Source organism: Pseudoponticoccus marisrubri (genome assembly GCF_001482405.1).
Lineage (GTDB): Bacteria > Pseudomonadota > Alphaproteobacteria > Rhodobacterales > Rhodobacteraceae > Pseudoponticoccus > Pseudoponticoccus marisrubri.
Window position 1 is genome coordinate 64,473 of record NZ_LPXO01000002.1, and the last position, 22,028, is coordinate 86,500.

Here is a 22,028-nt window from a genome sequence, read left to right on the forward strand (position 1 = left end):
GCCCGCCCCCCACGCCGTCAAGCGAATTTCCGGCCCCGATCGCATCTATTTCGCGATCCGCCCGAAAAAATCGTGGCCCGTTCGCCACGCCCTGCCCGTTTCACCGGCAGGCCTGTGGAAAACCCTTGCCCGTCAAGCACCTGCCCGGCTTACCTCATCAAGCCTGTCTGCCATTGTCTCTGCCAAGGAATGGCCCCAACCATGACTGACCTGTCTCGCCGGACCGTCCTGTCCGCCGGCTGCGCCATGCTGACCTCCGCCCTGCCCGGGGCCGCGCTGGCCAAGCCCACGATCGCCCTGCCGGGGGATGTCGCACAGCGCGACGCCGCCACCGTCATGGCGGTGCGCACCCGCAGCCCCGTCGTCGGCATGACCTTCGATGACGGCCCGCATCCGCGCCTGACCCCGCTGTTGCTTGACATGCTCAAGGCGCGGGGCTTGCGCGCCACCTTCTACCTGATCGGCAACCGGGTCGTCACATGGCCCGAGATCGTGCGCCGCATCCATGAGGAGGGCCACGAGATCGGCAATCACAGCTGGTCGCATCCCGATCTCAGCCGCAAGTCCGACGCCCAGGTGCTGAGCGAGATCGACCGCACGACCAATGCCATCTTCAAGGTGACCGGCCGGCCGCCCGTCACCTTCCGCCCGCCATACGGCTCCTTCACGCGGCGCCAGCGCCTGATGCTCTACAAGGCGCGCAACCTGCCCACCATCCTGTGGTCGGTCGATCCGCAGGATTGGCGCCGCCCGGGCGCCAGCGCGGTGGCCAGCCGGATCCTGCAGGGCTCGCGCCCCGGGGCCATCATCCTCAGCCACGACATCCAGAGCGGCACGGTCAAGGCCATGCCGCGCACGCTGGACGGGTTGTCGAGCCGCGGGCTCAAATTCGGCACGATCAGCCAGATGATGGGCTGGCCGCTCTGGCAGAGCCGCCAGTTCCGGCGCGTCGTTCAGCCGGGCTGACCCGGCGCCCGCCGTCCTAGCGGTCGGGCAGCGGGATGAACTCGGCATCATCGCCCGGCGGCAACGAGAATCGGCCATGCGCCCAGTCCTCGCGACGCCAGGCCTCCTTCGCCTCCTCGATGCGCTCCTTCGAGGAGGCCACGAAGTTCCACCAGATATGGCGCGGCCCTTCCAGCGTCGCACCGCCCAGCAGCATCAGCCGCGCGCCCTCGGCCTCGGCCTGCACCGACAGCCGGTCGCCGGGACGAAAGACCATCATCTGCCCGGCCTCGAAGCGCTGCCCGGCCACCCGGATCGCCCCCTCGACCACGTAGATGCCGCGATCCTCGTGCTCGTCGGGCAGCGGCAGGGCCGCGCCGGGGGCCAGCACCGCATCGGCATAGAACATCTCGGACGGGGTCTCGACCGGCGCGCGTTCGCCATAGGCCGAGCCGAGGATCAGCCGCACGGTCTTGCCCTCGGCCTCCAGCTCGGGCAGCGCGTCGCGCCCGGCATGGATGAAGGCGGCCGGCCGGTCCTCGTGATCCTTCGGCAGCGCGACCCAGGTCTGGATCCCGAAGAAGGGCATCGGATCGGTCTGCGTGGCATCGTCGGTGCGCTCGGAATGCGTGATCCCGGCGCCGGCCACCATCCAGTTCACGGCGCCCGGCTCGATCCACTGGTCGGTGCCCAGCGAGTCGCGGTGATGCATGCGCCCGCGATAGAGATACGAGATCGTGGCCAGCCCGATATGCGGATGCGGGCGCACGTCCAGCCCGCGGCTGGGCAGGAACTCGGCCGGCCCCATCTGATCGAAGAAGATGAACGGCCCCACCATCTGGCGGCGCGGCGCCGGCAGGGCGCGGCGCACCTCGAGCGCGCCAAGATCGCGGGCGCGCGGGATGATGACGGTGTCGATCGCGTCCACCTCGTCCCCGGTGGGGCAATGCGGATCGAGGGCGGGGTTCCAGCTCATGTCGGCCTCCTGACAAAGCGATGTTGTGCAGAGAATAGGGCCGGCAGTGCCGTGCGAGAATGCCCGAAAGCGGAACGGGAATTGTGCGAATTTGCACGCAGGCTTGGAAATCAGCTAAGATTGCGCGCCCGCTCCGAGAGCACCCGCAACAGCCGCGCCCGCAAGCCCGACCCGCCTTGACCTTGCCGTGATCCCGGGGGCTTGCTAGGGCTGAAGCGGTCACAATGGGAGATCCCGCATGACCGACAGCCAGGACGAGCTGCCCGACATGATCCGTTTCGGCTGGGAGGAATGGGTGTCCCTGCCCGACCTGGGCCTGCCGGCGCTGCGCGCCAAGGTCGATACCGGCGCCCGCACCTCGGCGCTGCACGCCTTCGACATCGAGACTTTCGGCACAGTCAGCGCGCCCAAGGTGCGCTTTACCGTGCATCCCGTGCCGGGGCGCGACGACCTGATCATTCCCTGCTCGGCCCGGATCGTGGACCGGCGCAACGTCACCTCCTCCAACGGCGAGACCGAGAGCCGCTATGTCATCGCCTCCACCCTGCGCGTGGGCGAGGAAAGCTGGCGCATCGAGCTGACGCTCACCGACCGCTCGACCATGGCCTCGCGCATGCTCTTGGGCCGCGAGGCGCTCAAGGATCATATCACCATCGTGGCCACCGACCGGTTCCAGCAGCCCCGCCTGAGCTATGACGTCTACACCACCTCGCGCGTGCGCCACGCCGCGCCGAACCGCAGCCTGCGCATCGCCGTGCTCAGCCGCGAGGACAATTATTCCACCCGCCGACTGGTCGAGGAGGGCGAAAAGCGCGGCCACTCGGTCGAGGTGATCGACACCACGCGCTGCTACATGGCGATCAATGCCATGGCGCCCGAGGTGCATTATGACGGCAAACGCCTGCCACGCTACGACGCGGTGATCCCGCGCATCGGCGCCTCGATCACCTCTTACGGCACGGCCGTGATCCGCCAGTTCGAGACGATCGGCACTTTCTGCGTGAACGGCTCGGACGGGATCGCCTCGTCGCGCGACAAGCTCTTCGCGCATCAGCTCATGGCGCGCCACAAGATCGGCATGCCCAACACGGCCTTTGCCGCCTCGCCCAAGGACACGGACAGCCTGATGCGGCTGGTGGGCACGGCGCCGCTGATCGTGAAACTGCTGGAATCGACGCAAGGCAAGGGCGTGGTGCTGGCCGAGACCAAGAAGGCCGCGCAATCGGTGATCGACGCCTTCCGCGGGCTGAAGGCGAATTTCCTGGTGCAGGATTTCGTCAAGGAAGCCGCGGGCGAGGATATCCGCTGCCTCGTGGTGGGCGGCAAGGTGGTCGCGGCGATGAAACGCACGGGCGCCGAGGGCGATTTCCGGTCCAACCTGCATCGCGGCGGCTCAGCCAAGGTGGTGCGCATCACCCGCGAGGAACGCGAGACGGCCGTGCGGGCGGCCCGTGCCTTCAAGCTGAACCTTGCCGGCGTCGACCTGCTGCGCTCGGAATCCGGGCCCAAGGTGCTGGAGGTCAATTCCAGCCCCGGCCTCGAAGGGATCGAGACCGCGACCCAAAAGAACATCGCCGAGCTGCTCTACGACCATATCGAGGCCAAGGTGCGCCCCACCCCGGTGCGATCCAGGCGCCGGATGGAGGACGAGTAGCGGTTCGCATCAACCACGGGCATGGGTGCCGGATCGGGGCGCGGCGTGACCACCGGGGGCAAGCCCGTTCGAACGGGCTTGAAGACGCGGTTTCGAAACCGCGTGAAAAAGCGCTTTGCAAAGCGCTTCCTGCAAGGCGCTTCGAAGCGCCTTGCCCGGGACATCGGCCTGCGGCGTGGCGACCCCGCACCGGATGCCAGACCCCGTGTGGCTGCACGGCAGCTCTTTACCCCGGCGCCGGCTTTTCCTATATAATCGGTCGGAAATCCAGTTCGCGAGGATGAGAATGACGGATCAGAGCCCCCAGCTCGAAGGCGCGCCGCTGATCGCGCCCTCCAGCACCGACCACCCGCTCTACGACCAGGTGGTGGAGGCCTGCCGCACGGTCTATGACCCGGAAATCCCGGTGAATATCTACGATCTCGGGCTGGTCTACACGGTCGACATCAATGACCAGAACGAGGTTCGGGTCATCATGACCCTGACTGCGCCGGGCTGTCCCGTGGCGGGCGAGATGCCGGGCTGGGTGGCCGAGGCGATCGAGCCGCTGGGCGGGGTCAAGCAGGTCGATGTCGAGCTGACATGGGAGCCGCCTTGGGGCATGGACATGATGTCCGACGAGGCGCGGCTGGAGCTTGGCTTCATGTGATGGCAAGCCGCTTGCCTTGCTTTTGATACAGGCAAGCGGTACCACTTGCTTATGACTTGGGCCGTCCTGACCGGAGACGTGGTTCACTCATCCGACCTGTCACAGGATGGGTTGGAGTTGGCGTTCGACACGCTCAAAGACGCGGCACAGGACATGGCCGATTGGCCGTCGATTGGCACTACCGCCTTTGCGCGGCGTGGCGGCGATGGCTGGCAGATCGCGCTTGACCACCCTGCACTGCACCTCCGCTCCGCGCTATTCCTTCAGGCGCGCCTCGCAGCGCAGGACCCACCCTGCGCGACCCGGATTGCCGTGGCCACCGGGGCCGGCAGTATTCCCGGTGACATGGATCTCAACGGCGCGCATGGGCCAGCCTTCACCCAGTCGGGCCGGCTGCTGGAGGCGTTGAGCGGGCGCAGCCGCTTGGGCTTTGCCACGCCCGGGCCGGTGGGTGCGGTCTATGCTCTGGCCGATCACATCGCGCAGGGGTGGACGCAAGCGCAGGCCCGCTCGCTCGCGCTGGTGCTGCCCCCTGACGGGCGCCCGCGCAGGGACGCGGCCGCGCAGCTTGGCATCTCGCGACAGGCCGTGGACCAGGCGCTCTGGGCGGCAGGCTACCCGTTCATCGAGGCCGCTCTGGCGCAGCTGGAGGTCAAATGATGCAAGCCGAAGCGCTTTCTTCCGACGAAGGCAAGTTCTGATGCTTGCCTATCTCCCATTCCTCTCCCTGCCCGCGTTGCAGGTCTTTGCCGCGCTGCTGCTGGCCCATGTGGTGGCCGATTTTCTGCTGCAGCCCGACTGGATGCTGCGGCACAAGCGCAACGTCTTCGGCATGACGGCCCATATCGCGGTGGTCTTCGGGCTGTCCACCGCGGCGCTGGGCGGGGTCTGGCAGGTGGCACTGCCCGTCGCGCTGGCCCATCTTCTGATCGACGTGGTCAAGAGCTGGATCCTGCCGCGCCGGCTGGGCGACAGCTTCAGCGCCTTCGCGCTCGACCAGTTGGCGCACTTGGCCACGCTAATCGCCGCGGCGCTGGCCTGGCCCGGCGCGGCGGGTCTCGGCCTCTTGGCGCCTTGGCTTGAGCTGCTGCTGGCGCCTGCGCTGCTGCTCTCGGGGCTGATCCTGACGGTGACCGCGGGCGGCTTTGCCGTGGGGCTGCTGACCGCGCGCTTCCCGGCGGCGCCGACGGGGATGAAGGATGCCGGCCGCCTGATCGGTCAGCTGGAGCGCGCGCTGATCTTCCTGCTGGTCTTTGCCGGCCAGCCCGCCGGGATCGGCTTCCTGATCGCGGCCAAGTCGATCCTGCGCTTCGATGCCGCGAATGGCGATCATGCGACGGGCGAATACGTCATCATCGGCACGCTGGCCTCGTTCTCCTGGGCGCTCGCCATGGCCTATGCGACACGCGCGCTCCTTGAGATCGCGGCCAACCTTCCCTAGGTTGAGGGTGACACAACGAGGTACCCCATGTTCAGCATTCCCGGCAAACAGGCAGTCACGCTTACCCCGAAGGCCGTTGCCCAGATCCGCAAGCTGATGGAGCGCGACGGGCGCCACGGCCTGCGCATCGGCGTCAAGAAAGGCGGATGCGCGGGTATGGAATACACCATGGATTACGTGGACACGCCCGACGACAATGACGAGACCGTCGAACAGGACGGCGCCCGCGTCATGATCGCGCCCATGGCTCAGATGTTCCTGTTCGGGACCGAGATCGATTACGAGACGACGCTGCTCGAATCCGGCTTCCGCTTCCGCAATCCCAATGTGGCGGATGCCTGCGGCTGCGGCGAGTCGATCAAGTTCAAGGATGTCGAGGAGCTGCAGGCCGAACGCGCCGCCAGCGGCTCCTGACGCTTCGCTGACGGGTGCAGGCCTCAGAGCCGCGCCCGCAGCACGCCGACCGCCGCGCGCAGATCCTGAGGGATCGGCCCGTTGCGCGGGTCATCCCGCAAAGTCGACAGCAATTCTGGCGCAGGCCGCGTGGAGCGCGTCCAACTGAGTCCGGCCAGCACATCGCGCGCGGGCTCCGGCAACACGTCGGGCAGCTCCTGCCCCGACAGCTCCGCCCAGATCCGGGCCCAGCACCGCGCCGTGCTCCACGGGTTGTAGCCCCCGCCCCCCGACACGATCAGCCGCGGCGCCAGTGGACGTAGCGCGCGCAGCGCGGCGACATGGGCGTTGTTCGACAGGGCCAGCCGCGACAGCGGATCCTCGGTCAACGCATCGGCGCCGCATTGCAGGTAGATCGCATCCGGTTTGAACGCCTCGACCGCGGGCAGGATGGCTTGTTCCAGCGCGAAGGCGAATCCGTCATCGTTGAAGCCGCGCGCCACGGGCAGGTTGAAGGCCGCACCGCCGCCGGTATCCTGCAGCCGTCCGGTAAAGGGCCAGCGCGCATCCTCGTGGACCGAGATCACGCGCACCTGCTCCGAGCCCTCGAAGGCCGCCTCGACCCCGTCACCGTGATGGGCGTCGATATCGACATAGGCCACGCGGTCCAGCCCCATGTCCAGCAGGCGCAGGATGGTCAGGACAGGCTCGTTCAGGAAACAGAACCCAGCCGCGTAATCCGGAAATCCGTGATGCGTGCCGCCGCCGGGATTGTGCACCGCCCCGCCCTCGGCCACCAGTTCCGCCGCCAGCAGGCCGCCGCCCGCGGCCGTAGCCGGACGCCGGAACATCTCGGCAAAGATCGGGTTGGACAGCGTGCCCAGCCCGTGGCGCTTGCGCACGGTCTCGTCCACCGCCTGCTCGGCCTCGGCGCGCTGCAGCGCCGCCACGTAGTCGGGCGTGTGAAAGGCCTCCAGCGCGCGCGGCTTGGCGCGGGGCGAGATGCGATAGCGCTCGGCCGGCAGCCAGCCAAGCGCGCGGCAGAGGTCGGTGACCGCCGGAACGCGCTGGATCGAGAGCGGGTGGCGCGCCCCGTAGACCGAGCCGCGATAGATCCGGGAGCCGATGAAGACGGGTATTTCCATGGCGCGCCACCTAGCGCGTTTCCCGCCCGGTTGAAGCCGTCCCCGGTCCGCACCTGTCCCGCGATGCAGGGCGGCCACATTGTGCCCGGGCGCGCGCTCGCCTAAACCCGTGCCATGCAAATCGATTTTCCGCCGGCCCGGGACATCGTCCTGACCGGTCTCATCATTACGCTGGGCGCGGCGGGGGGCGCCGTGGCCGAGCAGTTGGGAACCCCGATGCCCTGGATGCTGGGCGCGCTGTTCGTCTCGGCGCTGCTGGTCACCGTGATCCGGCCCGCGCCGCTGGACAGCTACCGCTTTCCCATGGGGTTCCGCACCTTCTTTGTCGGGCTGATCGGGGTGATGATCGGCACGCAGGTCACCGCCGAGCTGGTGGATCTCGCAGCGAAGCTGCCGCTGACCATCGCCGCGCTGGCGCTGTTCGTGGTGGCCGCCCATGCGGGCAATGTCGCGATCTTCCGCCGGGTGGGCGGCTATGACCGGGCCACCGCCTTCTATTCCGGCACGCCCGGCGGGCTGATGGAGAGCATCGTGCTGGGCGAAGCGGCCGGGGCGGACACGCGCATCCTGACCGTGCAGCAATTCCTGCGCATCATCCTCGTGATCGTGCTGGTGCCGACGGGCCTGTCGCTCTGGCTGGGCCAGCCGGTGGGCAGCGCGGCCGGCGGCGTCGCGGCGACCGCGCCGGTCGATCCCGGCAGCCTGCTGCTGATCCTGGCGACCGCGGCGCTGGGGCTGGCCGGGGCGCAGCGGATCCGGCTGCCCGCGGCGCAGCTGACCGGGCCGCTGCTGCTGGCGGGGCTGGCCACCATGACGGGCCTTCTGGACCTACACCTGCCCGGCTGGATGATCGCGGCGGCGCAAGTGGTGATCGGGGTCAGCCTCGGCCTGCGCTTCCAGGGGGTGGACGGCGCGCTGCTGCGCCGCTCGCTGGGGCTCAGCTGCCTGTCGGTGGCCTTCATGCTGGTCCTGGGCGGCACTTTTGCGCTGATCCTGCTGCCGCTGACGGGCATCCCATTCCTGCATCTCTTCATCAGCTTCGCACCCGGCGGCGTCACCGAGATGTCGGTGATCGCGCTCAGCCTTGCGGCCAACCCCGCGCTGGTCAGCCTGCACCACGTGATCCGCATCCTGATGACGGTGGTGGAGCTGAGCCTTGCCGCGCGCCTGTTCGGGCTGGACAGCAAGGCGCAGGACGGGGCGGGCTAGGCCGGGCTCAGGCCTCCTCGGCCCGCGCGGCCAGCTCCAGCCATTCCTCCTCGGCGGCGGCGAGCGCCTCCTGCCGGCTGACCAGCGCCTCGGTCGCCTTGCGGAACTTGAGCGGTTCCTTGGTGAACAGGTCGGGATCGGCGAGGAACTCCTCGAGTTTGGCGATCTCGGCACCCAGCCGGTCGATCTCGCCCGGCAGGGCTTCCAGTCGATGCTTCTCGGTGAAGCTCAGCCCATTGTCCGGCGTCGGCTGTTTCGCGCCGCCCGATGCCTCGGCGCGTGATTTACGCGAGGCGCCCGTGCTGCCGCCGGATTTCTGCGCCGCGCCGGTGTCGCGCTTCTGGGACTGGTAGTCGCTCCAGCCGCCGGCATAGACCGTGGCCCGGCCGCCGCCTTCCATCGCCACGGTGGTCGTCGCCACCCGGTCGAGGAAATCGCGGTCGTGGCTGACCAGCAGCACCGTGCCGTCATAATCGTCCAGAAGCTCCTGCAGCAGGTCCAGCGTCTCGACATCGAGGTCGTTGGTCGGCTCGTCCAGCACCAGCAGGTTGGATTCGCGCGCCATGATCCGCGCCAGCAGCAGCCGCGCCTTCTCGCCGCCCGACAGCGAGCGGACCGGCGCGCGGGCCTGCCGCTCGTCGAAGAGGAATTCCTTGAGATAGCCCACCACGTGCTTGGGCTGGCCGCGCACCATGACCTGGTCGGCCTGCCCCGAGACGCGCATGTCGCGGTCGCCGGTCAGGCTGTCCCAGAGCGTCATGTCGGGGTCGAGCTGCGCGCGCGCCTGGTCGAACACGGCCGGCACCAGATTGGTGCCCAGCTTGACGCTGCCCGCATCCGGCGCGACCTCGCCCATCAGGATCTTGATCAGCGTGGTCTTGCCCACCCCGTTCGGGCCCACGAAGGCGACGCGCTCGCCGCGCTGCACGGTGATCGAGAAATCGCGCAGGATCGGCTTGTCGTCGAAGGCATGGGACAGGCCCGTTGCCTCGATCACCTTCTTGCCGGACTTGGGCCCCGAGGCGAGGTCCATGGCCGCCGCGCCCTGGCGGCGAATCTGCCCGGCCCGTTCGGCGCGCATGTCCTGCAGGCGCCGCACGCGGCCCTGGTTGCGCTTGCGCCGCGCGCTGATTCCCTCGACCGCCCAGCGGGCTTCGGCCTTGATCTTGCGGTCAAGCTTGTGGCGCTGCTGGTCCTCTTCCTCCCAGATCTTGTCGCGCCACGCCTCGAACCCGGCGAATCCCTGTTCCTGCCGGCGCACCGCGCCGCGGTCGATCCAGAGCGTCGCACGGGTCAGCTCGGTCAGGAATCGCCGGTCGTGGCTGATCAGGACGAAGGCGCCGCGCGCCATCTTCAGCTCGTCCTCGAGCCAGCCGATCGCCTCGATATCCAGATGGTTGGTCGGCTCGTCCAGCAGCATCAGCTCGGGATCCTCGGCCATCAGCTTGGCCAGCGCGGCGCGGCGCCGCTCGCCGCCCGAGGCGGTGGCCACGGGCCGGTCGGGGTCGAATTTCAGCCCCTCGCTGGCGCGTTCCACCCGGTACATCTCGGAGGCCGCCAGTTCGGAGGCGGCAAATTCGCCCAATGTCTCGAAGCCCGACAGGTCGGGATCCTGCTGCATGTAGCCCACGGACATGCCGGTGGGCATCACCACCTCGCCGCGGTCGGGTTCCACCAGCCCGGCCATCACCTTCATCAGGGTCGACTTGCCCGACCCGTTGCGCCCGACCAGCGCCACGCGGTCGCCGGTCTGCACGACGAGCGAGAGCGCGTCGAAGACGGGATCGCCGCCGAAGGTGAGAGAAATGTCGGTGAGTTGCAGAAGGGGTGCGCTGGCCATGCGCGGCAGCTAATCGCGCGCGGCCGCGGCGTCAATGGCGCAGACCTAGCCGGCGACCGCGCGCAACAGCTTCTTGCGGGCCGGCGGGATGGCCGCGATCTCGACCCCGGTGAAGACATGCAGCGTGTTCATCTGGTTGTCGACCACCGCGTGATCGCTGACCCAGCCGCCCATCATCAGGTAGGTGCGCAAGAGCGGCGGCATGCGCAGCATGGCCTGTTTCGCGTCCGGCTTGCGCCGCAGCCGCTGGGCAAAGCGGAAGACCTTGGGCGCCTTGACCCGGGGCAGCCAGCGCTTGGGCGCAAGGTGGCGGGCCTTCAGCATGGCGAAGGCGTCATAATAGAGCCGCGCATCGGTGCCCGCGAAAGAGGCGCAGCCGAACAGCAGCTCGACCCCCTGCGCATCGACATAGGCCGTCATCGCGCCCCAGGCGACGCGCAGGATATCCGGGTCGCCATGATCGGGATGCATGCAGAAGCGCCCCATCTCGACCATCGGCCCGTCAAAGGCGGTCAGCGCGGAAAGCTCGTAATATTGTGCCGAGTAGCTGCGCCCGATCTCGGCCCCGCCCGACAGCGGCAGGAAGCGGAAACAGCAGACCAATGTGCCGGATTTCTGCTCCTCGACCAGAACGTGGTCGCAGGCCGCGTCGAACCCGTCACGGTCCGGCTCCGCACCACCGTGGAAGGCCAGCCCGCGCAGGGACTGCGCCGCTTCGACATCCTCGGGCCGGGTGGCAAGGCGCGCGACATAGCGGCCGCGGGTCAAGGGGATCATGGCGCGGGCTCCTGGTGCGAAAGGCGCGGGTCGCGCCTTCCGTGACAGAGAGGCGTGACACCCCGGTGACAGCCCGCCCCGTTACCCTGCCCCGCTCGCGCCGCGCGATGCACCCCGGACAGGACGCGCGCGCCGGGCATCGTCAGTTGTTCAGAAGCTCGCCGGCGGAGAGCCCGCCGATATTGCCGAAGAGCTTGCGGATGAAGCCGATATCGCCGTCACCCGACTCGGTCACCCGCTTGGTCAGCGGCACCACGATGCCGTCCTCCAGACCGTAGGTGACGATGTTGTTCACCACGCCGGCCTCGTCGAAGGTGATGGCCAGGATCTCGCGGTTGACGACCTGCGGGCGCTGCCACGCGAAATGGCGCATCTCGGAGCTGATGTAGTAGAAGCCGCTTTCGTCCAGCACGCCCGACGAGGTGGGCACGCCTACCAGTTCCTCGACCGAGCCCTTGGTGTCCACGCCGGGCACGATCTGCTGCAGATCCTCCTCCGGCGGCACATAGCCATGGTTGCGGTATTGTGCCGTGCAGGCGGCCAGCCCTGCCAGGGACAGGAGCACGATGCCCAGTTTCGCCTTTGCCACGATGCCACGCATCCCCACGCCCTCTTGTATTCGGCCTGCCCCGCCCATTAATCCCGCATTACAGAAAGCGGCCCCGCCATTCAAGCACAGGAAAACCCGACCATATGACCAGCCCTGCCCCGTCCGCAACCCGCCTGCGCACCGCCACGCTGCGCCGGAACGCCGAAACGGCCTTCCGGATCGAGCCCGATGCCGAGGCGCGGGCCGCGATCGCCGAGGTCGTGGGCGCGCAGGCCCTGCGCAAGCTGCGCCTTGTCGGCCAGCTGGTACCCGAGAGCGGCGGCGGCTTCCGGCTCGAGGCCGAGCTGGGCGCCACGGCCGTGCAGGGCTGCGTCGTCACGCTGGAGCCGGTCACCACGCGCATCGACACGCGCGTCGAGCGCCGCTTCGTGCCAGCCGAGTCCCTGCCCGACCCCGAGGCCGGCTCCGAGACCGAGATGCCCGAGGATGACACGATCGAGCCCATGGGCGACGTGATCGACCTCGAGGCGGTGATGACCGAGGCGCTGTCGCTGGCCCTGCCCAGCTACCCGCGAAAGGACGATGTCGAGGCTGTCGAGGCGCAGTTTGCCGCCGATGGCGTGACGCCGATGACAGATGATGACGTGAAACCCTTCGCAGGGCTTGCCGCGCTGCGCGAAAAAATGCAGGAGAGCGGCGGAGACGACTGAGAATCCGCTTGCTCTTTCGGGCGTTCTGCGTATTTTCGCGCCTTCATGAGAAAAGCACGCCCGTGCCGTCGCGCCGCCATGCAGCGGACGCGGCACGCACCGCAACCGGGCCGCAGGCCCCCGACTTGAGACGAGGTTGAGACATGGCCGTCCAACAGAACAAGGTGTCGAAATCGCGCCGCAACAACCGCCGCGCGCATGACGCTCTGTCCGCCGCGAACCCGAACGAATGCGACAATTGCGGTGAGCTGAAGCGCCCGCATCACGTGTGCCCGTCCTGCGGCCACTATGCCGAGCGCGAGGTCGTCGCCATGGCGGACGAGATCGAGCTGGACGACGACGCAGCGTAACGCGATACGGGCGGGCCACCGGCATGACCTCTCTGAAGGATCATTCCAAGGCAGGCTCCGGCCGGGTCGTGATATCGGTGGACGCGATGGGCGGCGACAGGGGACCGGCAGCGGTCGTCGCCGGCATCTCGCATTCTGCCCGCAAGAACCCCGAGCTGGATTTCATCCTGCATGGCCCCGAGGACCAGCTGTCCAAGCTGGTCCGCAAGCGCCGCGGGCTGTCCGAACGCTGCACGATCCGCCACGCCGAGGGCGTGGTGAACATGGATGACAAGCCCAGCCAGGTGATGCGCCACGGCAAGGGAACCTCGATGTGGTCGGCACTGGAATCGGTGCGCGACGGCGAGGCCACCGTGGCCGTCAGCTGCGGCAATACCGGCGCGCTGATGGCGCTGTCGATGATCCGCCTGCGCAAGCTGCCGGGCGTCAACCGCCCCGCCATCGCCGTGCTCTGGCCCTCGCGCAACCCGCAGGACTTCAACGTCATGCTGGACGTCGGCGCCGATATCCGCGCCGATGCCGAGGATCTTCTGCAATACGCGATGATGGGCGCCTCTTACGCGCGCAACGGGCTCGACCTTGCGCGCCCGCGCATCGGCCTGCTCAACGTGGGCACCGAGGAGCACAAGGGCCGCGCCGAGCTGAAACAGGCCCATGACCTGATCGAGGCCCATGCCGAGGAAGGCGGGTTCGATTTCGTGGGATTCGTCGAGGGCGGCGACATTCCGGGCACGCGTTGCGACGTGATCGTGACCGACGGCTTCACCGGCAACGTGGCGCTGAAGACCGGCGAAGGCACCGCCTCGCTGATCGGCGACCTGCTGAAAGAGGCCTTTGCCTATTCGCCACTGTCGCGCTTTGCCTCGCTGCTGGCGCTGACCTCGATGCGCCGCCTGAAGAAACGCATCGACCCGCGCCGCGTGAATGGCGGCGTGTTTCTCGGCCTGAACGGCACGGTCGTGAAAAGCCACGGCTCGGCCGACCCCACCGGCATCTCGGCCGCGGTCAAGCTGGCCTTCGAACTGGCCCGGTCGGGCTTTGGCGACAGGCTCGCCGCGCGGGTTGCGTCCGCCGCCGAGCTTGCGCAGGATGCCGCCGGGCAAAAGGACAAGAAACACGCATGACGACGACGCGCGCCACTGTCATCGGGGTGGGCCATTACCTGCCGGATCGAATCGTCGAGAACGCGGAATTCGAAAAGACGCTGGACACGAGCGACGAGTGGATCCGGGCACGCTCCGGGATCGAGCGGCGCCATTTCGCGGCCGAGGGACAGGGCACCTCTGACCTCGCCACCCGCGCGGCCCGTGCCGCGCTGAAGGATGCCGGGGTTGCCCCCGACGAGCTAGACGCGATCATCCTCGCCACCTCCACCGCCGACCTGACCTTCCCATCGGCCGCCACCATGGTGCAAGCCGAGCTGGGCATGACCAAGGGCTATGCCTTTGACGTGCAGGCGGTCTGTGCCGGGTTCATCTACGCGCTGGCCAATGCCAACGCGCTGATCGTCTCGGGCCAGGCGCGGCGCGTGCTGGTGATCGGGGCCGAGACCTTCAGCCGCATCATGGACTGGACCGACCGCTCCACCTGCGTGCTCTTCGGCGATGGCGCCGGCGCGCTGGTGCTCGAGGCGACGGATGGGACCGGCAGCAACGAGGATCGCGGCATCCTGTCCACCGATCTCAATTCCGACGGGCGGTTCCGCGACATCCTCTATGTCGATGGCGGCGTCTCCACCCAGTCCACCGGCCATCTGCGCATGCAGGGCAAGGAAGTCTTCCGCCACGCGGTGGAAAAGCTTGCCTCCACCGCCACCACGGCGCTGAACAAGATCGGCATGACCGCCGATCAGCTCGACTGGGTCGTGCCGCACCAGGCCAATATCCGCATCATCCAGGGCACGGCAAAAAAGCTGGGCCTGCCGATGGAGCGAGTCGTGGTTACCGTGCAGGATCACGGCAACACCTCGGCCGCCTCGATCCCGCTGGCGCTGTCGGTGGGCAAGGCCAAGGGCCAGATCCGCGAGGGCGACGTGCTGGTCACCGAGGCGATCGGTGGCGGTCTGGCCTGGGGATCGGTCGTCCTGCGCTGGTGATCGGCGCGGGGCCGCGGCGCCCCTGCCCGCGTCACTGCCGGTCCCATGTTCAACCACTTCCCAAACCGCCTCTGCCAAGTCATTGATATTGACTTGGCTTTTCCCTCGCGCGTAAGCTGGGGCAAAAGCCGGGAGGGATGGCATGGGGGACAAGACCCTGACGCGGATGGATCTGAGCGAAGCGGTGTTCCGCGAGGTCGGCCTGTCGCGCAACGAAAGCGCCGAACTGGTCGAGGCCGTTCTGCAACACATGTCCGACGCGCTGGTCGATGGCGAGCAGGTCAAGATCTCGTCCTTCGGCACGTTTTCCGTGCGCGAGAAGGCCGCGCGGGTCGGCCGCAATCCCAAGACCGGGGAAGAGGTGCCGATCCAGCCCCGCCGCGTCCTGACCTTCCGCCCGTCGCACCTCATGAAGGACCGCGTCGCGGCCGGCAACAAGCGCTGAGGGCCCGTCCATGCCCAAATCCCCCGATGCGTTCCGCACCATCTCCGAAGTGGCGGAGTGGCTGGAGACCCCGGCCCATGTGCTTCGTTTCTGGGAAAGCAAGTTCACGCAGGTCAAGCCGGTCAAGCGCGCCGGCGGCCGGCGCTACTACCGTCCCGCCGACATGGAGTTGCTGGGCGGCATCAAGAAATTGCTGCACGATGACGGGATGACCATCAAGGGCGTGCAGAAGATCCTGCGCGAACAGGGCGTGCGGCATGTCTCGGCCCTGTCGCAGATGTCGGTCGATGGCGAGGCGTCCGACAAGCCGCGCGAGGGCGAGCTGATCGAGGATGCGCCCTATGCCGAGGTCGAGATCGACGAGACCGCGCATGGCGCCGTGGTCGCCTTCCCCGGCGAGACTCGAACCGCCCCGCAGGAGATTCCCCAGGACATGGCGACGGAGGACAGCGTGACAGGGCAATCCGACGAAACGCCCGAGGAGACACCGGCAGAGGCTGTGCCGGACAAGGCAAAGCCCGAAGACGCGGCATCGGTGGAGGACGAGACGGTCACGGCTGCTGACGAGACGTCCGAACCGGCTGCCGAAGAAGGCCCCGCCGAGGCGATGGCAGAGGTCGCCAGCGACGCGCCGACCGAGACCGCTACGGGCGAGGATCCTGCCCCGGCCGAGCAGCCTGCCGAAGCGGCCGCCAGCGAGTCGGACGGCGAGTCAGACGGCGCACCGGCCGAGACGGACCCCGAAACACCGGCCGAGATCGTCGTGTCCCTGCCCGAACCCGCGGAATTTCCGGCGCACGGGCCCCTTACCCTGCTGGCGCGGCTCGACCGGGTGCCGCCCGAAAAGGCCCGCGCCCTTGCCGCCCGCCTGCCCGATCTGCGCGCACAGGTCGAACGTCTTTCGGCACCGCTTTCGCGCTGAACAAGGGGCTGCATTTTTCCGCGACAGGGGGTTGCCCCTGCCGGTAATTTCGATATGACACCCTTCACAAGTCGGGCTATGGCGCAGCCTGGTAGCGCGTCCGTCTGGGGGACGGAAGGTCGCAGGTTCGAGTCCTGCTAGCCCGACCAATACACGACCGACACGACATGACGTGTGTCACCGGTCACGACTTGTCGAAACACAGCGTTTTCGTCTCTCCCCTTCGATACAATTTGACCAATACCGGCAGTCTTCTAGACTTGCGCGCGGCGCGGGGCCGGAACGGGCGCGACCGCGGCCATGCCCGAACCCGCGTCCGGAGCCGTCGCCATGCCGCAATCCCAGTCGCAGTATTTCTTCGGCAACTCGCTGGTGACCTTTGCCGAGGGCGGCGCGCAGACCAATGTGCCGGTCTGGATGGACCGGATGGCCGAGGCCGATGGCAACAGCTATGCCGCCTCGGGCAGTTTCGGCTTCCTGCGCAGCTTTGCGGACCAGCCGGCCCCGGCCGATCAATGGGGCTTTGCCGGGGTCGACCCGGCCTGGGACAGCGGGGCCGAGAGCTTTGCCGAGGCCGAGTTCGACACGGTCCTGATCACCCCGGCCAATTTCATCCAGGACCAGGCACCCACGGCCGATTACGCGCAGGACAGCCGCAGCCCGCTGGAGGCGACACTGGATATCGTGGGTGACGTGACCGCCGCGCAACCCGCAGCGCAGGTTCTGATCTACGAAGGCTGGGCCGATCTGGGCCCGTTCGGCGACTTTCCCCCGTCCGACGCGGACCTGGCCGAGTACCACGCCTTCAACAGCGGGCCCTATCACGACTGGTACGTGGCATTGGTCGAGGCGGTGAATACCGCAGACCCCGATGCCGATGCGCAGCTGCTGCCCGTGGGCTCGATCCTGTCGGAGGTGATGACGACCACGCTGGCCGACCTGCCGGTCGAGGTGTTCTTCGTCGACAGCGCGCCGCACGGGACCGAGACGACCTATTACCTCGCCGCGATGATCACCTACCAGGGCAGCTATGGCAGCCCGCCGCCCCTGCCCGCCGATCTGCCCGACACGATCCACCCTGCGGTGGCCGAACGGTATGACGAGATCAACGCCGTGATCACATCCGGGCTGGAGGAGGCCGGGTTCGAGATCTCTGCAGCCGGGAGCGTGTCCGAGGCGGGCGCAACGGAAGCCTCGGATGAGGCGGAGGAGCCCGACGACGAGGCCCCCGACACGGCCGCAGATACCGAGGCACCCGATCCTGACCCGGAGCCGGATGACGCGGCCGAGACACCCGAACAGGGGTCCGGGTCCGAGGCGGATACGCCGGAGCCTTTGCCGAATGACGTGCCGGAGGGTGCTGGAACGCCCGACCCCGTGACGCCCGACCCTGCGCCGTCTGAGGACCTGGAGGAGGTCTCATCGCCTCCCTTGGCAGATGACCCCACCGAGGAGACGCCAGCGCAGGAGACTCCTGCGCCTGCAGATCCCGAACCCGCCGCGCAATCGGCGCCGCAGGACCCGGAGACGGACGAGTCTCCGGCAGAAACACCCATGACACCCGTCGCCGAGGAGCCGGCCGCGCAGATACCGGAAGCCGGGTCGGACCCGTTCGACGACGCGGCAGACATGGTCGCCGCGATCGGCTTCGGCCCGCCGCAGGCGGCCAGCGCCTTGGGCGACTTCGGCAGCACCCCCACAGACCTGCAGGCGCTTCAGACCGCGCTGCCACCCGGGCTGCAGGAGGTCGCGGCACCCTACCTCGACAGGACCGGCGACGGGTTGCCGGACCATTTCCCGGCGCGGGTCGATGACCTGTCCGGCCCGCTCGGCGAGACCGGGCGCGAGATCCTGGCCGCGCTTACCCTGCCCGACCCGCCGGAGGACCCCGACGAGGACGAACCGGAGATCGAGGTGCCACCCTTCCTCTAGCATGGATCGGCGCGCCCTTGCCGGGCGCGTATTCGGCTCTGGCGAGTGGGCGCGGCTCTGCCTATCCTCGGGCGCAGATCCGGAGGTTTTGCATGCGTCGCTTCCTGTCCCTGACCCTTGCGCTTGGCCTGCTGGCCGGGCCCGCCCTGTCCAACCCGTGGGACCTGATCCAGCAGATCGGCTACAAGGAGACCGAGGCCAATGGCCGCTGGCGGGTCGAGAAGACCATCCCGCCCGAGCTGCGCGCCATGGCGCCGGATTTCCGGATCACCGGCTATTACGTCCCGGTGCAGGCGCAGGCGCGGGTGACGCAATTCCTGCTGGTGCCCGACCCGGCCGATTGCCCGTTCTGCGGCGAAAGCGGCTACGGGCCCACGCTGGAGGTCACGGCGCGGCGCGCCATGCCGGACATGCCCGAGGGCACGCGGATCACGCTGAAAGGCCGGCTGGCCATTGATGACAGCGACACGACCTATCGCGCGGTCATGCTGGAAAACGCGGTGCTGGTCGACTGAGACCGCCCGCACCGGACATCAAAAGCCCCGGACCGCGGCCCGGGGCTTTCCTGTTTCACCGATCAGGTCGTGTTCAGAGCGCCTGGCGCTCGGCCTGAAGGCCGCGGAAGATGGCAAAGCACATCAGCAGCAGCACAATGGTGAAGGGCAGACCGGTCGAGATGACCATGGCCTGCAGAGAGGTCAGGCCGCCGCCCAGAAGCAGCGCGATGGCCACCATGCCCTCGAAGGTGCACCAGAACACCCGCTGCGGCACCGGCGCGTCGATCTTGCCGCCCGCGGTGATCGTGTCGATCACGAGGCTGCCGGAATCCGACGAGGTGACGAAGAACACGATCACCAGCACGATCGCCACGGTCGAGGTGATCGCCGTCAGCGGCAGCGCCTCGAGCATGCCGAAGAGCGACAGTTCCGGCTTGTAGGCGTCGATCACGTTGGCCTTGACCAGCGAGGCCTCGGGGTTGGCGATCATGTCGTTGATCGCGGTGCCGCCGAAGACGGCCATCCAGAACACGCAGACGATGCTGGGGATGATCAGCACGCAGGTCACGAATTCCCGCACGGTGCGGCCGCGGCTGACGCGCGCGATGAACATGCCGACGAAGGGCGACCAGCTGATCCACCAGGCCCAGTAGAAGGCCGTCCAGCCCTCGCGATAACCGTCATCCTCGCGCCCGAACGGGTTGGACAGCGGCACGACCTCGGTGAAATAGGCGCCCAGCCCCATGACGAAATCGCCCAGAATCGTGACGGCCCCGGCCGCGAACAACACGAAGAGCAGCAGCGCCGCGGCGACCACCATGTTGATCTCGGACAGGATCTTCACGCCGCCATCAAGACCGCGCAGCACCGAGACCAGCGCAACCGCCGTGATGCCGATGATCAGCAGCACCTGCGTCGTGACGCTTGTCGGGATGCCGTAGACGAAGTCCAGCCCGGCATTGGCCTGCTGCGCGCCGATCCCCAGCGAGGTGGCCAGGCCGAACAGCGTCGCGAAGACCGCCAGCGTGTCGATCGTGTGGCCCCACCAGCCCCAGACACGCTCTCCCAGGATCGGGTAGAAGGCCGAGCGGATCGAGAGCGGCAGGCCCTTGTTGTAGGAAAACAGCGCCAGCGACAGCGCCACCACGGCGTAGATCGCCCAGGGGTGCAGCGCCCAGTGATAGGAGGTCGCGGCCAGCGCCATGCGACGGGCTTCCTCGACATTGGCGGCGATGATCTGACCATCCTCGCCGAAGGGTCGCGCCGCGCCCAACGGCTCGTCGCCCCAGGGCGTGCCGAAGTAATAGGCGGGCTCGAGCACGCCGAAGAACATCAGGCCGATGCCCATGCCCGCGGCAAAGAGCATGGCGAACCAGCCCGGGTAGCCGTAATCCGGCGTCGCATCCGCCCCGCCCAGCCGGACCGAGCCCAGCGGCGTGACGATCAGCAGCAGGCAGAAGATGACGAAGACATTCGCCGCCAGCATGAAGAACCAGTCGAAGGTCGAGGTCAGCGCCGGGCGCAGCCAGCCGAAGAAGGTCTCGAACTGGCCGGGAAAGATCAACGCCGCGAAGACGAAGACCACCACCGACAGGCCCGAGATCATGAAGACCGGGTTGTGGATGTCCAGGCCGAAGGGCCCGATGCTCGTTTCGATATTGTCCTGACCGATCTCGTATTCGGTCTCGATGATGTCCGAGGCGCCTTCCGGCTGCGGAATGCCCTCGTCGTTTGTCGTATCGGCCATATGCGGCCTCCTCGTGTTGTTCGCGTTTCCTTGTTCCTGACCGGTCGCCGCCTAGCGCACGACCAGGACCGAGACCTTGGCATGCCCCGCGATCGTGCCGCCGTTGGAGGGCCAGATGTAATCCGTCACGTTCGGAATATGGCTGGCCATCACCACGAGATCCGCGCCCGTCTCGTCCACCGCCTTGAGCAGCGTGGGATCGAGATCGACCGAGGGGTCGTGACTGGTCACGGCATGGGCCGTGGTGGTCACGCCGCTGGCCTGACCCTGCTCGACCGCGAAGGCCTCGAGCTTTTTCGCGAATTCCTCGGGATTGTGCGCCACCGAGGTCGGCGTCGCCGCCGAGACCCCGACATATACGACTTCCGAGCCGTGCTGTTTGGCCATGTCGGCCGCGCAGGTCAGCGCCTTGTTCAGGCGGTCGACATGCGCAAGGTCGACAGGCACCATGATGCGTTTGAACACGTTCCACTCCCTTCGACTGCTGCGAACGGGCGGCGCCTGCGCGGGAGTCCGCGCGCCGTCCCTGTCCGCGTCCCCAAGGGGGCTGCCCGGGCGGCTGCCCCCGTTGTTACAGGCTAACCCGTATCGGGGTGGAACAGCAAACGGAGGCGGCGCGCCGAGGCCAAAAAACGACATTGACAAAGCATTGATACGTCATCGATTCTGACGCTCACCGCCACGAGATGTCGTTTTCAGGCCATTGACGGCCACCACAGGGGGCGCAACCGGGCCGCGCCCCCGGCCCTGGCTCAGGCGTTCACGTCAACAACGACGCGGCCCTTCACCTGGCCTTTCAGGATGTCATGGCCCAATTGCGGAAGGTCGGCCAGCGTAGCCGGCTGGACCATCTCCTCCAGCTTGTCCATCGGCAGGTCCTGCGCGATTCGCGCCCAGGCGCGGCGGCGCATCTCGACCGGTTGCAGCACGCTGTCGATGCCCAACAGGTTCACGCCGCGCAGGATGAAGGGCGTGATCAGCGCGCCCTCGATCGCCGCCCCGCCGGCCAGGCCGATCGCCGCGACCGAGCTGCCGTATTTCATTTGCTTGAGCACGCGGCCCAGCATGGCGCCGGCCACCGCGTCCACGCAGCCCGCCCAGCGTTCGCTTTCCAGCGGCTTGCGGGTGACCTCGGTCAGTTCGTCGCGGGCGACGATCTGGCTGGCGCCAAGGCCGCGCAGATAATCCTCCTGCTCGGGCCGGCCGGTCACCGCGGCCACCTCGAAGCCCAGCTTGGCCAGGATCGCCACCGCGACCGAGCCGACCCCGCCGGCCGCGCCGGTGACCAGCACCGGGCCGTCTTTCGGTGTCATCGCGTGATCCTCAAGCGCCATCACCGCCAGCATCGCGGTGAAGCCGGCCGTGCCCACGGCCATGGCGGCGCGCGTGTCCAGCCCCTCGGGCAGCGGCACCAGCCAGTCGGCCTTGACCCGCGCCTTCTGCGCGTAGCCGCCCCAATGCGCCTCGCCCACGCGCCAGCCGGTCAGCACGACCTTGTCGCCGGGGCTGTAGCGGTCATCGCTCGAGGCCTCGACCGTGCCCGCGAAGTCGATGCCCGGCACATGCGGGTAGTTGCGCACCAGCCCGCCGCCCGGCCCGATGCACAGCCCGTCCTTGTAGTTCACCGTGGAATACTCCACCGCGACCGTGACCTCGCCCTCGGGCAGCCGCGCCTCGTCCAGCTCCTGGACCGCGGCATGGGTCTTGCCGCTCTCGGCGTCCTTTTCCACCAGCAATGCCTTGAACATGCC

23 protein-coding genes and 1 tRNA gene are annotated in these 22,028 nt (G+C 68.0%); 16 read left to right on the forward strand and 8 right to left on the reverse strand.

All coding sequences use genetic code 11. The annotated features are described in order from the left end of the window. The first annotated feature begins 201 nt into the window (after positions 1-201). Positions 202-966, forward strand: coding sequence for a polysaccharide deacetylase family protein (locus AVJ23_RS04040; RefSeq protein WP_058860882.1), 765 nt, complete (start codon positions 202-204; stop codon positions 964-966). 16 nt (positions 967-982) lie between these two features. Here the strand turns inward: AVJ23_RS04040 and AVJ23_RS04045 are convergent, their stop codons facing one another. Beyond that, complete coding sequence (locus AVJ23_RS04045; RefSeq protein WP_058860883.1) at positions 983-1,921, reverse strand: pirin family protein; 939 nt, start codon at positions 1,919-1,921, stop codon at positions 983-985. Positions 1,922-2,159: 238 nt separating this feature from the next. Here AVJ23_RS04045 and rimK point away from each other — a divergent pair, with 238 nt between their 5' ends. From rimK to AVJ23_RS04070, 5 genes are all read left to right on the forward strand, one after another. After that, complete coding sequence (gene rimK / locus AVJ23_RS04050; RefSeq protein ID WP_058860884.1) at positions 2,160-3,575, forward strand: 30S ribosomal protein S6--L-glutamate ligase; 1,416 nt, start codon at positions 2,160-2,162, stop codon at positions 3,573-3,575. 286 nt (positions 3,576-3,861) lie between these two features. Beyond that, on the forward strand, positions 3,862-4,224 hold the full coding sequence (locus AVJ23_RS04055; protein ID WP_058860885.1) for an SUF system Fe-S cluster assembly protein: 363 nt from the start codon (positions 3,862-3,864) through the stop codon (positions 4,222-4,224). Between the two features lie 78 nt (positions 4,225-4,302). Then, on the forward strand, positions 4,303-4,884 hold the full coding sequence (locus AVJ23_RS22745) for a MarR family transcriptional regulator (protein WP_157772608.1): 582 nt from the start codon (positions 4,303-4,305) through the stop codon (positions 4,882-4,884). 40 nt (positions 4,885-4,924) lie between these two features. Then, complete coding sequence (locus tag AVJ23_RS04065; protein WP_058860887.1) at positions 4,925-5,665, forward strand: DUF3307 domain-containing protein; 741 nt, start codon at positions 4,925-4,927, stop codon at positions 5,663-5,665. A gap of 27 nt (positions 5,666-5,692) precedes the next feature. Further along, entirely contained in the window at positions 5,693-6,079 is a 387-nt protein-coding gene (locus AVJ23_RS04070; RefSeq protein WP_058860888.1) for a HesB/IscA family protein, read from the forward strand. Positions 6,080-6,102: 23 nt separating this feature from the next. Here AVJ23_RS04070 and AVJ23_RS04075 read toward each other — a convergent pair whose 3' ends face one another. Then, positions 6,103-7,203 (reverse strand): acetoin utilization protein AcuC, encoded by a 1,101-nt coding sequence (locus tag AVJ23_RS04075; protein WP_058860889.1) that lies wholly within the window; start codon positions 7,201-7,203, stop codon positions 6,103-6,105. A 114-nt stretch (positions 7,204-7,317) separates the two neighbouring features. On the opposite strand from AVJ23_RS04075, the gene AVJ23_RS04080 reads away from it, so the two are divergent. Further along, positions 7,318-8,412, forward strand: a complete 1,095-nt coding sequence (locus AVJ23_RS04080) for an AbrB family transcriptional regulator (RefSeq protein WP_058860890.1) — start codon at positions 7,318-7,320, stop codon at positions 8,410-8,412. A 7-nt stretch (positions 8,413-8,419) separates the two neighbouring features. Here AVJ23_RS04080 and AVJ23_RS04085 read toward each other — a convergent pair whose 3' ends face one another. The 3 genes from AVJ23_RS04085 to AVJ23_RS04095 all read right to left on the reverse strand — a co-directional run bounded on the left by AVJ23_RS04085 (position 8,420) and on the right by AVJ23_RS04095 (position 11,630). After that, entirely contained in the window at positions 8,420-10,252 is a 1,833-nt protein-coding gene (locus AVJ23_RS04085; RefSeq protein WP_058860891.1) for an ABC-F family ATP-binding cassette domain-containing protein, read from the reverse strand. A 45-nt stretch (positions 10,253-10,297) separates the two neighbouring features. Beyond that, a complete protein-coding gene (locus AVJ23_RS04090) occupies positions 10,298-11,029 on the reverse strand; it encodes a GNAT family N-acetyltransferase (RefSeq protein WP_058860892.1) in 732 nt (243 codons plus the stop codon). Between the two features lie 142 nt (positions 11,030-11,171). Then, positions 11,172-11,630, reverse strand: a complete 459-nt coding sequence (locus tag AVJ23_RS04095) for an outer membrane protein assembly factor BamE (protein ID WP_058860893.1) — start codon at positions 11,628-11,630, stop codon at positions 11,172-11,174. A gap of 92 nt (positions 11,631-11,722) precedes the next feature. Between AVJ23_RS04095 and AVJ23_RS04100 the strand changes: the two genes are divergently transcribed. The 9 genes from AVJ23_RS04100 (at position 11,723) to AVJ23_RS04140 (ending at position 18,548) form a co-directional block, all read left to right on the forward strand. Then, positions 11,723-12,289 (forward strand): YceD family protein, encoded by a 567-nt coding sequence (locus AVJ23_RS04100; protein ID WP_058860894.1) that lies wholly within the window; start codon positions 11,723-11,725, stop codon positions 12,287-12,289. 143 nt (positions 12,290-12,432) lie between these two features. Next, the gene (gene rpmF / locus AVJ23_RS04105) at positions 12,433-12,639 is read left to right on the forward strand and encodes a 50S ribosomal protein L32 (RefSeq protein ID WP_058860895.1); all 207 of its coding nucleotides are present in this window, start codon (positions 12,433-12,435) and stop codon (positions 12,637-12,639) included. Positions 12,640-12,662: 23 nt separating this feature from the next. Beyond that, positions 12,663-13,763 (forward strand): phosphate acyltransferase PlsX, encoded by a 1,101-nt coding sequence (plsX, locus tag AVJ23_RS04110; RefSeq protein ID WP_058860896.1) that lies wholly within the window; start codon positions 12,663-12,665, stop codon positions 13,761-13,763. After that, positions 13,760-14,734 carry a beta-ketoacyl-ACP synthase III gene (locus AVJ23_RS04115; RefSeq protein ID WP_058860897.1) on the forward strand — a complete coding sequence of 325 codons (975 nt, stop codon included), beginning with the start codon at positions 13,760-13,762 and terminating at the stop codon, positions 14,732-14,734. The genes plsX and AVJ23_RS04115 overlap by 4 nt, the downstream gene beginning before the upstream one ends. A 142-nt stretch (positions 14,735-14,876) precedes the next feature. Continuing rightward, entirely contained in the window at positions 14,877-15,179 is a 303-nt protein-coding gene (gene ihfA / locus AVJ23_RS04120; protein ID WP_043139242.1) for an integration host factor subunit alpha, read from the forward strand. Between the two features lie 10 nt (positions 15,180-15,189). Continuing rightward, positions 15,190-16,101: a MerR family transcriptional regulator gene (locus AVJ23_RS23290; protein ID WP_240484515.1), complete on the forward strand. Its 912-nt coding sequence runs from the start codon at positions 15,190-15,192 to the stop codon at positions 16,099-16,101. Between the two features lie 72 nt (positions 16,102-16,173). Continuing rightward, positions 16,174-16,250, forward strand: a tRNA-Pro gene (locus AVJ23_RS04130). A gap of 181 nt (positions 16,251-16,431) precedes the next feature. Continuing rightward, on the forward strand, positions 16,432-18,033 hold the full coding sequence (locus AVJ23_RS04135) for an ICP22 family protein (RefSeq protein WP_058860898.1): 1,602 nt from the start codon (positions 16,432-16,434) through the stop codon (positions 18,031-18,033). A 92-nt stretch (positions 18,034-18,125) separates the two neighbouring features. Beyond that, positions 18,126-18,548 carry a hypothetical protein gene (locus AVJ23_RS04140; protein ID WP_058860899.1) on the forward strand — a complete coding sequence of 141 codons (423 nt, stop codon included), beginning with the start codon at positions 18,126-18,128 and terminating at the stop codon, positions 18,546-18,548. Between the two features lie 73 nt (positions 18,549-18,621). Here the strand turns inward: AVJ23_RS04140 and AVJ23_RS04145 are convergent, their stop codons facing one another. The 3 genes from AVJ23_RS04145 to acuI form a co-directional block, all read right to left on the reverse strand. Continuing rightward, a complete protein-coding gene (locus AVJ23_RS04145; RefSeq protein WP_058860900.1) occupies positions 18,622-20,277 on the reverse strand; it encodes a BCCT family transporter in 1,656 nt (551 codons plus the stop codon). Between the two features lie 51 nt (positions 20,278-20,328). Further along, on the reverse strand, positions 20,329-20,742 hold the full coding sequence (locus AVJ23_RS04150) for a universal stress protein (RefSeq protein ID WP_058860901.1): 414 nt from the start codon (positions 20,740-20,742) through the stop codon (positions 20,329-20,331). A 287-nt stretch (positions 20,743-21,029) separates the two neighbouring features. After that, positions 21,030-22,025: an acryloyl-CoA reductase gene (gene acuI, locus AVJ23_RS04155; RefSeq protein WP_058860902.1), complete on the reverse strand. Its 996-nt coding sequence runs from the start codon at positions 22,023-22,025 to the stop codon at positions 21,030-21,032. Between the last annotated feature and the right edge of the window lie 3 nt (positions 22,026-22,028).

Excerpts from the sequence above, each read along its gene's own strand:
- ihfA (WP_043139242.1), top strand. The coding sequence starts at position 14,877 with ATGGGGGACAAGACCCTGACGCGGATGGATCTGAGCGAAGCGGTGTTC.
- AVJ23_RS04045 (WP_058860883.1), bottom strand. The coding sequence starts at position 1,921 with ATGAGCTGGAACCCCGCCCTCGATCCGCATTGCCCCACCGGGGACGAG.
- AVJ23_RS04090 (WP_058860892.1), bottom strand. The coding sequence starts at position 11,029 with ATGATCCCCTTGACCCGCGGCCGCTATGTCGCGCGCCTTGCCACCCGG.
- AVJ23_RS04080 (WP_058860890.1), top strand. The coding sequence starts at position 7,318 with ATGCAAATCGATTTTCCGCCGGCCCGGGACATCGTCCTGACCGGTCTC.
- AVJ23_RS04085 (WP_058860891.1), bottom strand. The coding sequence starts at position 10,252 with ATGGCCAGCGCACCCCTTCTGCAACTCACCGACATTTCTCTCACCTTC.
- AVJ23_RS04055 (WP_058860885.1), top strand. The coding sequence starts at position 3,862 with ATGACGGATCAGAGCCCCCAGCTCGAAGGCGCGCCGCTGATCGCGCCC.
- AVJ23_RS04145 (WP_058860900.1), bottom strand. The coding sequence starts at position 20,277 with ATGGCCGATACGACAAACGACGAGGGCATTCCGCAGCCGGAAGGCGCC.
- AVJ23_RS04040 (WP_058860882.1), top strand. The coding sequence starts at position 202 with ATGACTGACCTGTCTCGCCGGACCGTCCTGTCCGCCGGCTGCGCCATG.
- acuI (WP_058860902.1), bottom strand. The coding sequence starts at position 22,025 with ATGTTCAAGGCATTGCTGGTGGAAAAGGACGCCGAGAGCGGCAAGACC.
- rpmF (WP_058860895.1), top strand. The coding sequence starts at position 12,433 with ATGGCCGTCCAACAGAACAAGGTGTCGAAATCGCGCCGCAACAACCGC.
- AVJ23_RS04115 (WP_058860897.1), top strand. The coding sequence starts at position 13,760 with ATGACGACGACGCGCGCCACTGTCATCGGGGTGGGCCATTACCTGCCG.
- AVJ23_RS04070 (WP_058860888.1), top strand. The coding sequence starts at position 5,693 with ATGTTCAGCATTCCCGGCAAACAGGCAGTCACGCTTACCCCGAAGGCC.
- AVJ23_RS04075 (WP_058860889.1), bottom strand. The coding sequence starts at position 7,203 with ATGGAAATACCCGTCTTCATCGGCTCCCGGATCTATCGCGGCTCGGTC.
- AVJ23_RS04095 (WP_058860893.1), bottom strand. The coding sequence starts at position 11,630 with ATGCGTGGCATCGTGGCAAAGGCGAAACTGGGCATCGTGCTCCTGTCC.
- AVJ23_RS23290 (WP_240484515.1), top strand. The coding sequence starts at position 15,190 with ATGCCCAAATCCCCCGATGCGTTCCGCACCATCTCCGAAGTGGCGGAG.
- plsX (WP_058860896.1), top strand. The coding sequence starts at position 12,663 with ATGACCTCTCTGAAGGATCATTCCAAGGCAGGCTCCGGCCGGGTCGTG.
- AVJ23_RS04135 (WP_058860898.1), top strand. The coding sequence starts at position 16,432 with ATGCCGCAATCCCAGTCGCAGTATTTCTTCGGCAACTCGCTGGTGACC.
- AVJ23_RS04140 (WP_058860899.1), top strand. The coding sequence starts at position 18,126 with ATGCGTCGCTTCCTGTCCCTGACCCTTGCGCTTGGCCTGCTGGCCGGG.
- rimK (WP_058860884.1), top strand. The coding sequence starts at position 2,160 with ATGACCGACAGCCAGGACGAGCTGCCCGACATGATCCGTTTCGGCTGG.
- AVJ23_RS04100 (WP_058860894.1), top strand. The coding sequence starts at position 11,723 with ATGACCAGCCCTGCCCCGTCCGCAACCCGCCTGCGCACCGCCACGCTG.
- AVJ23_RS04065 (WP_058860887.1), top strand. The coding sequence starts at position 4,925 with ATGCTTGCCTATCTCCCATTCCTCTCCCTGCCCGCGTTGCAGGTCTTT.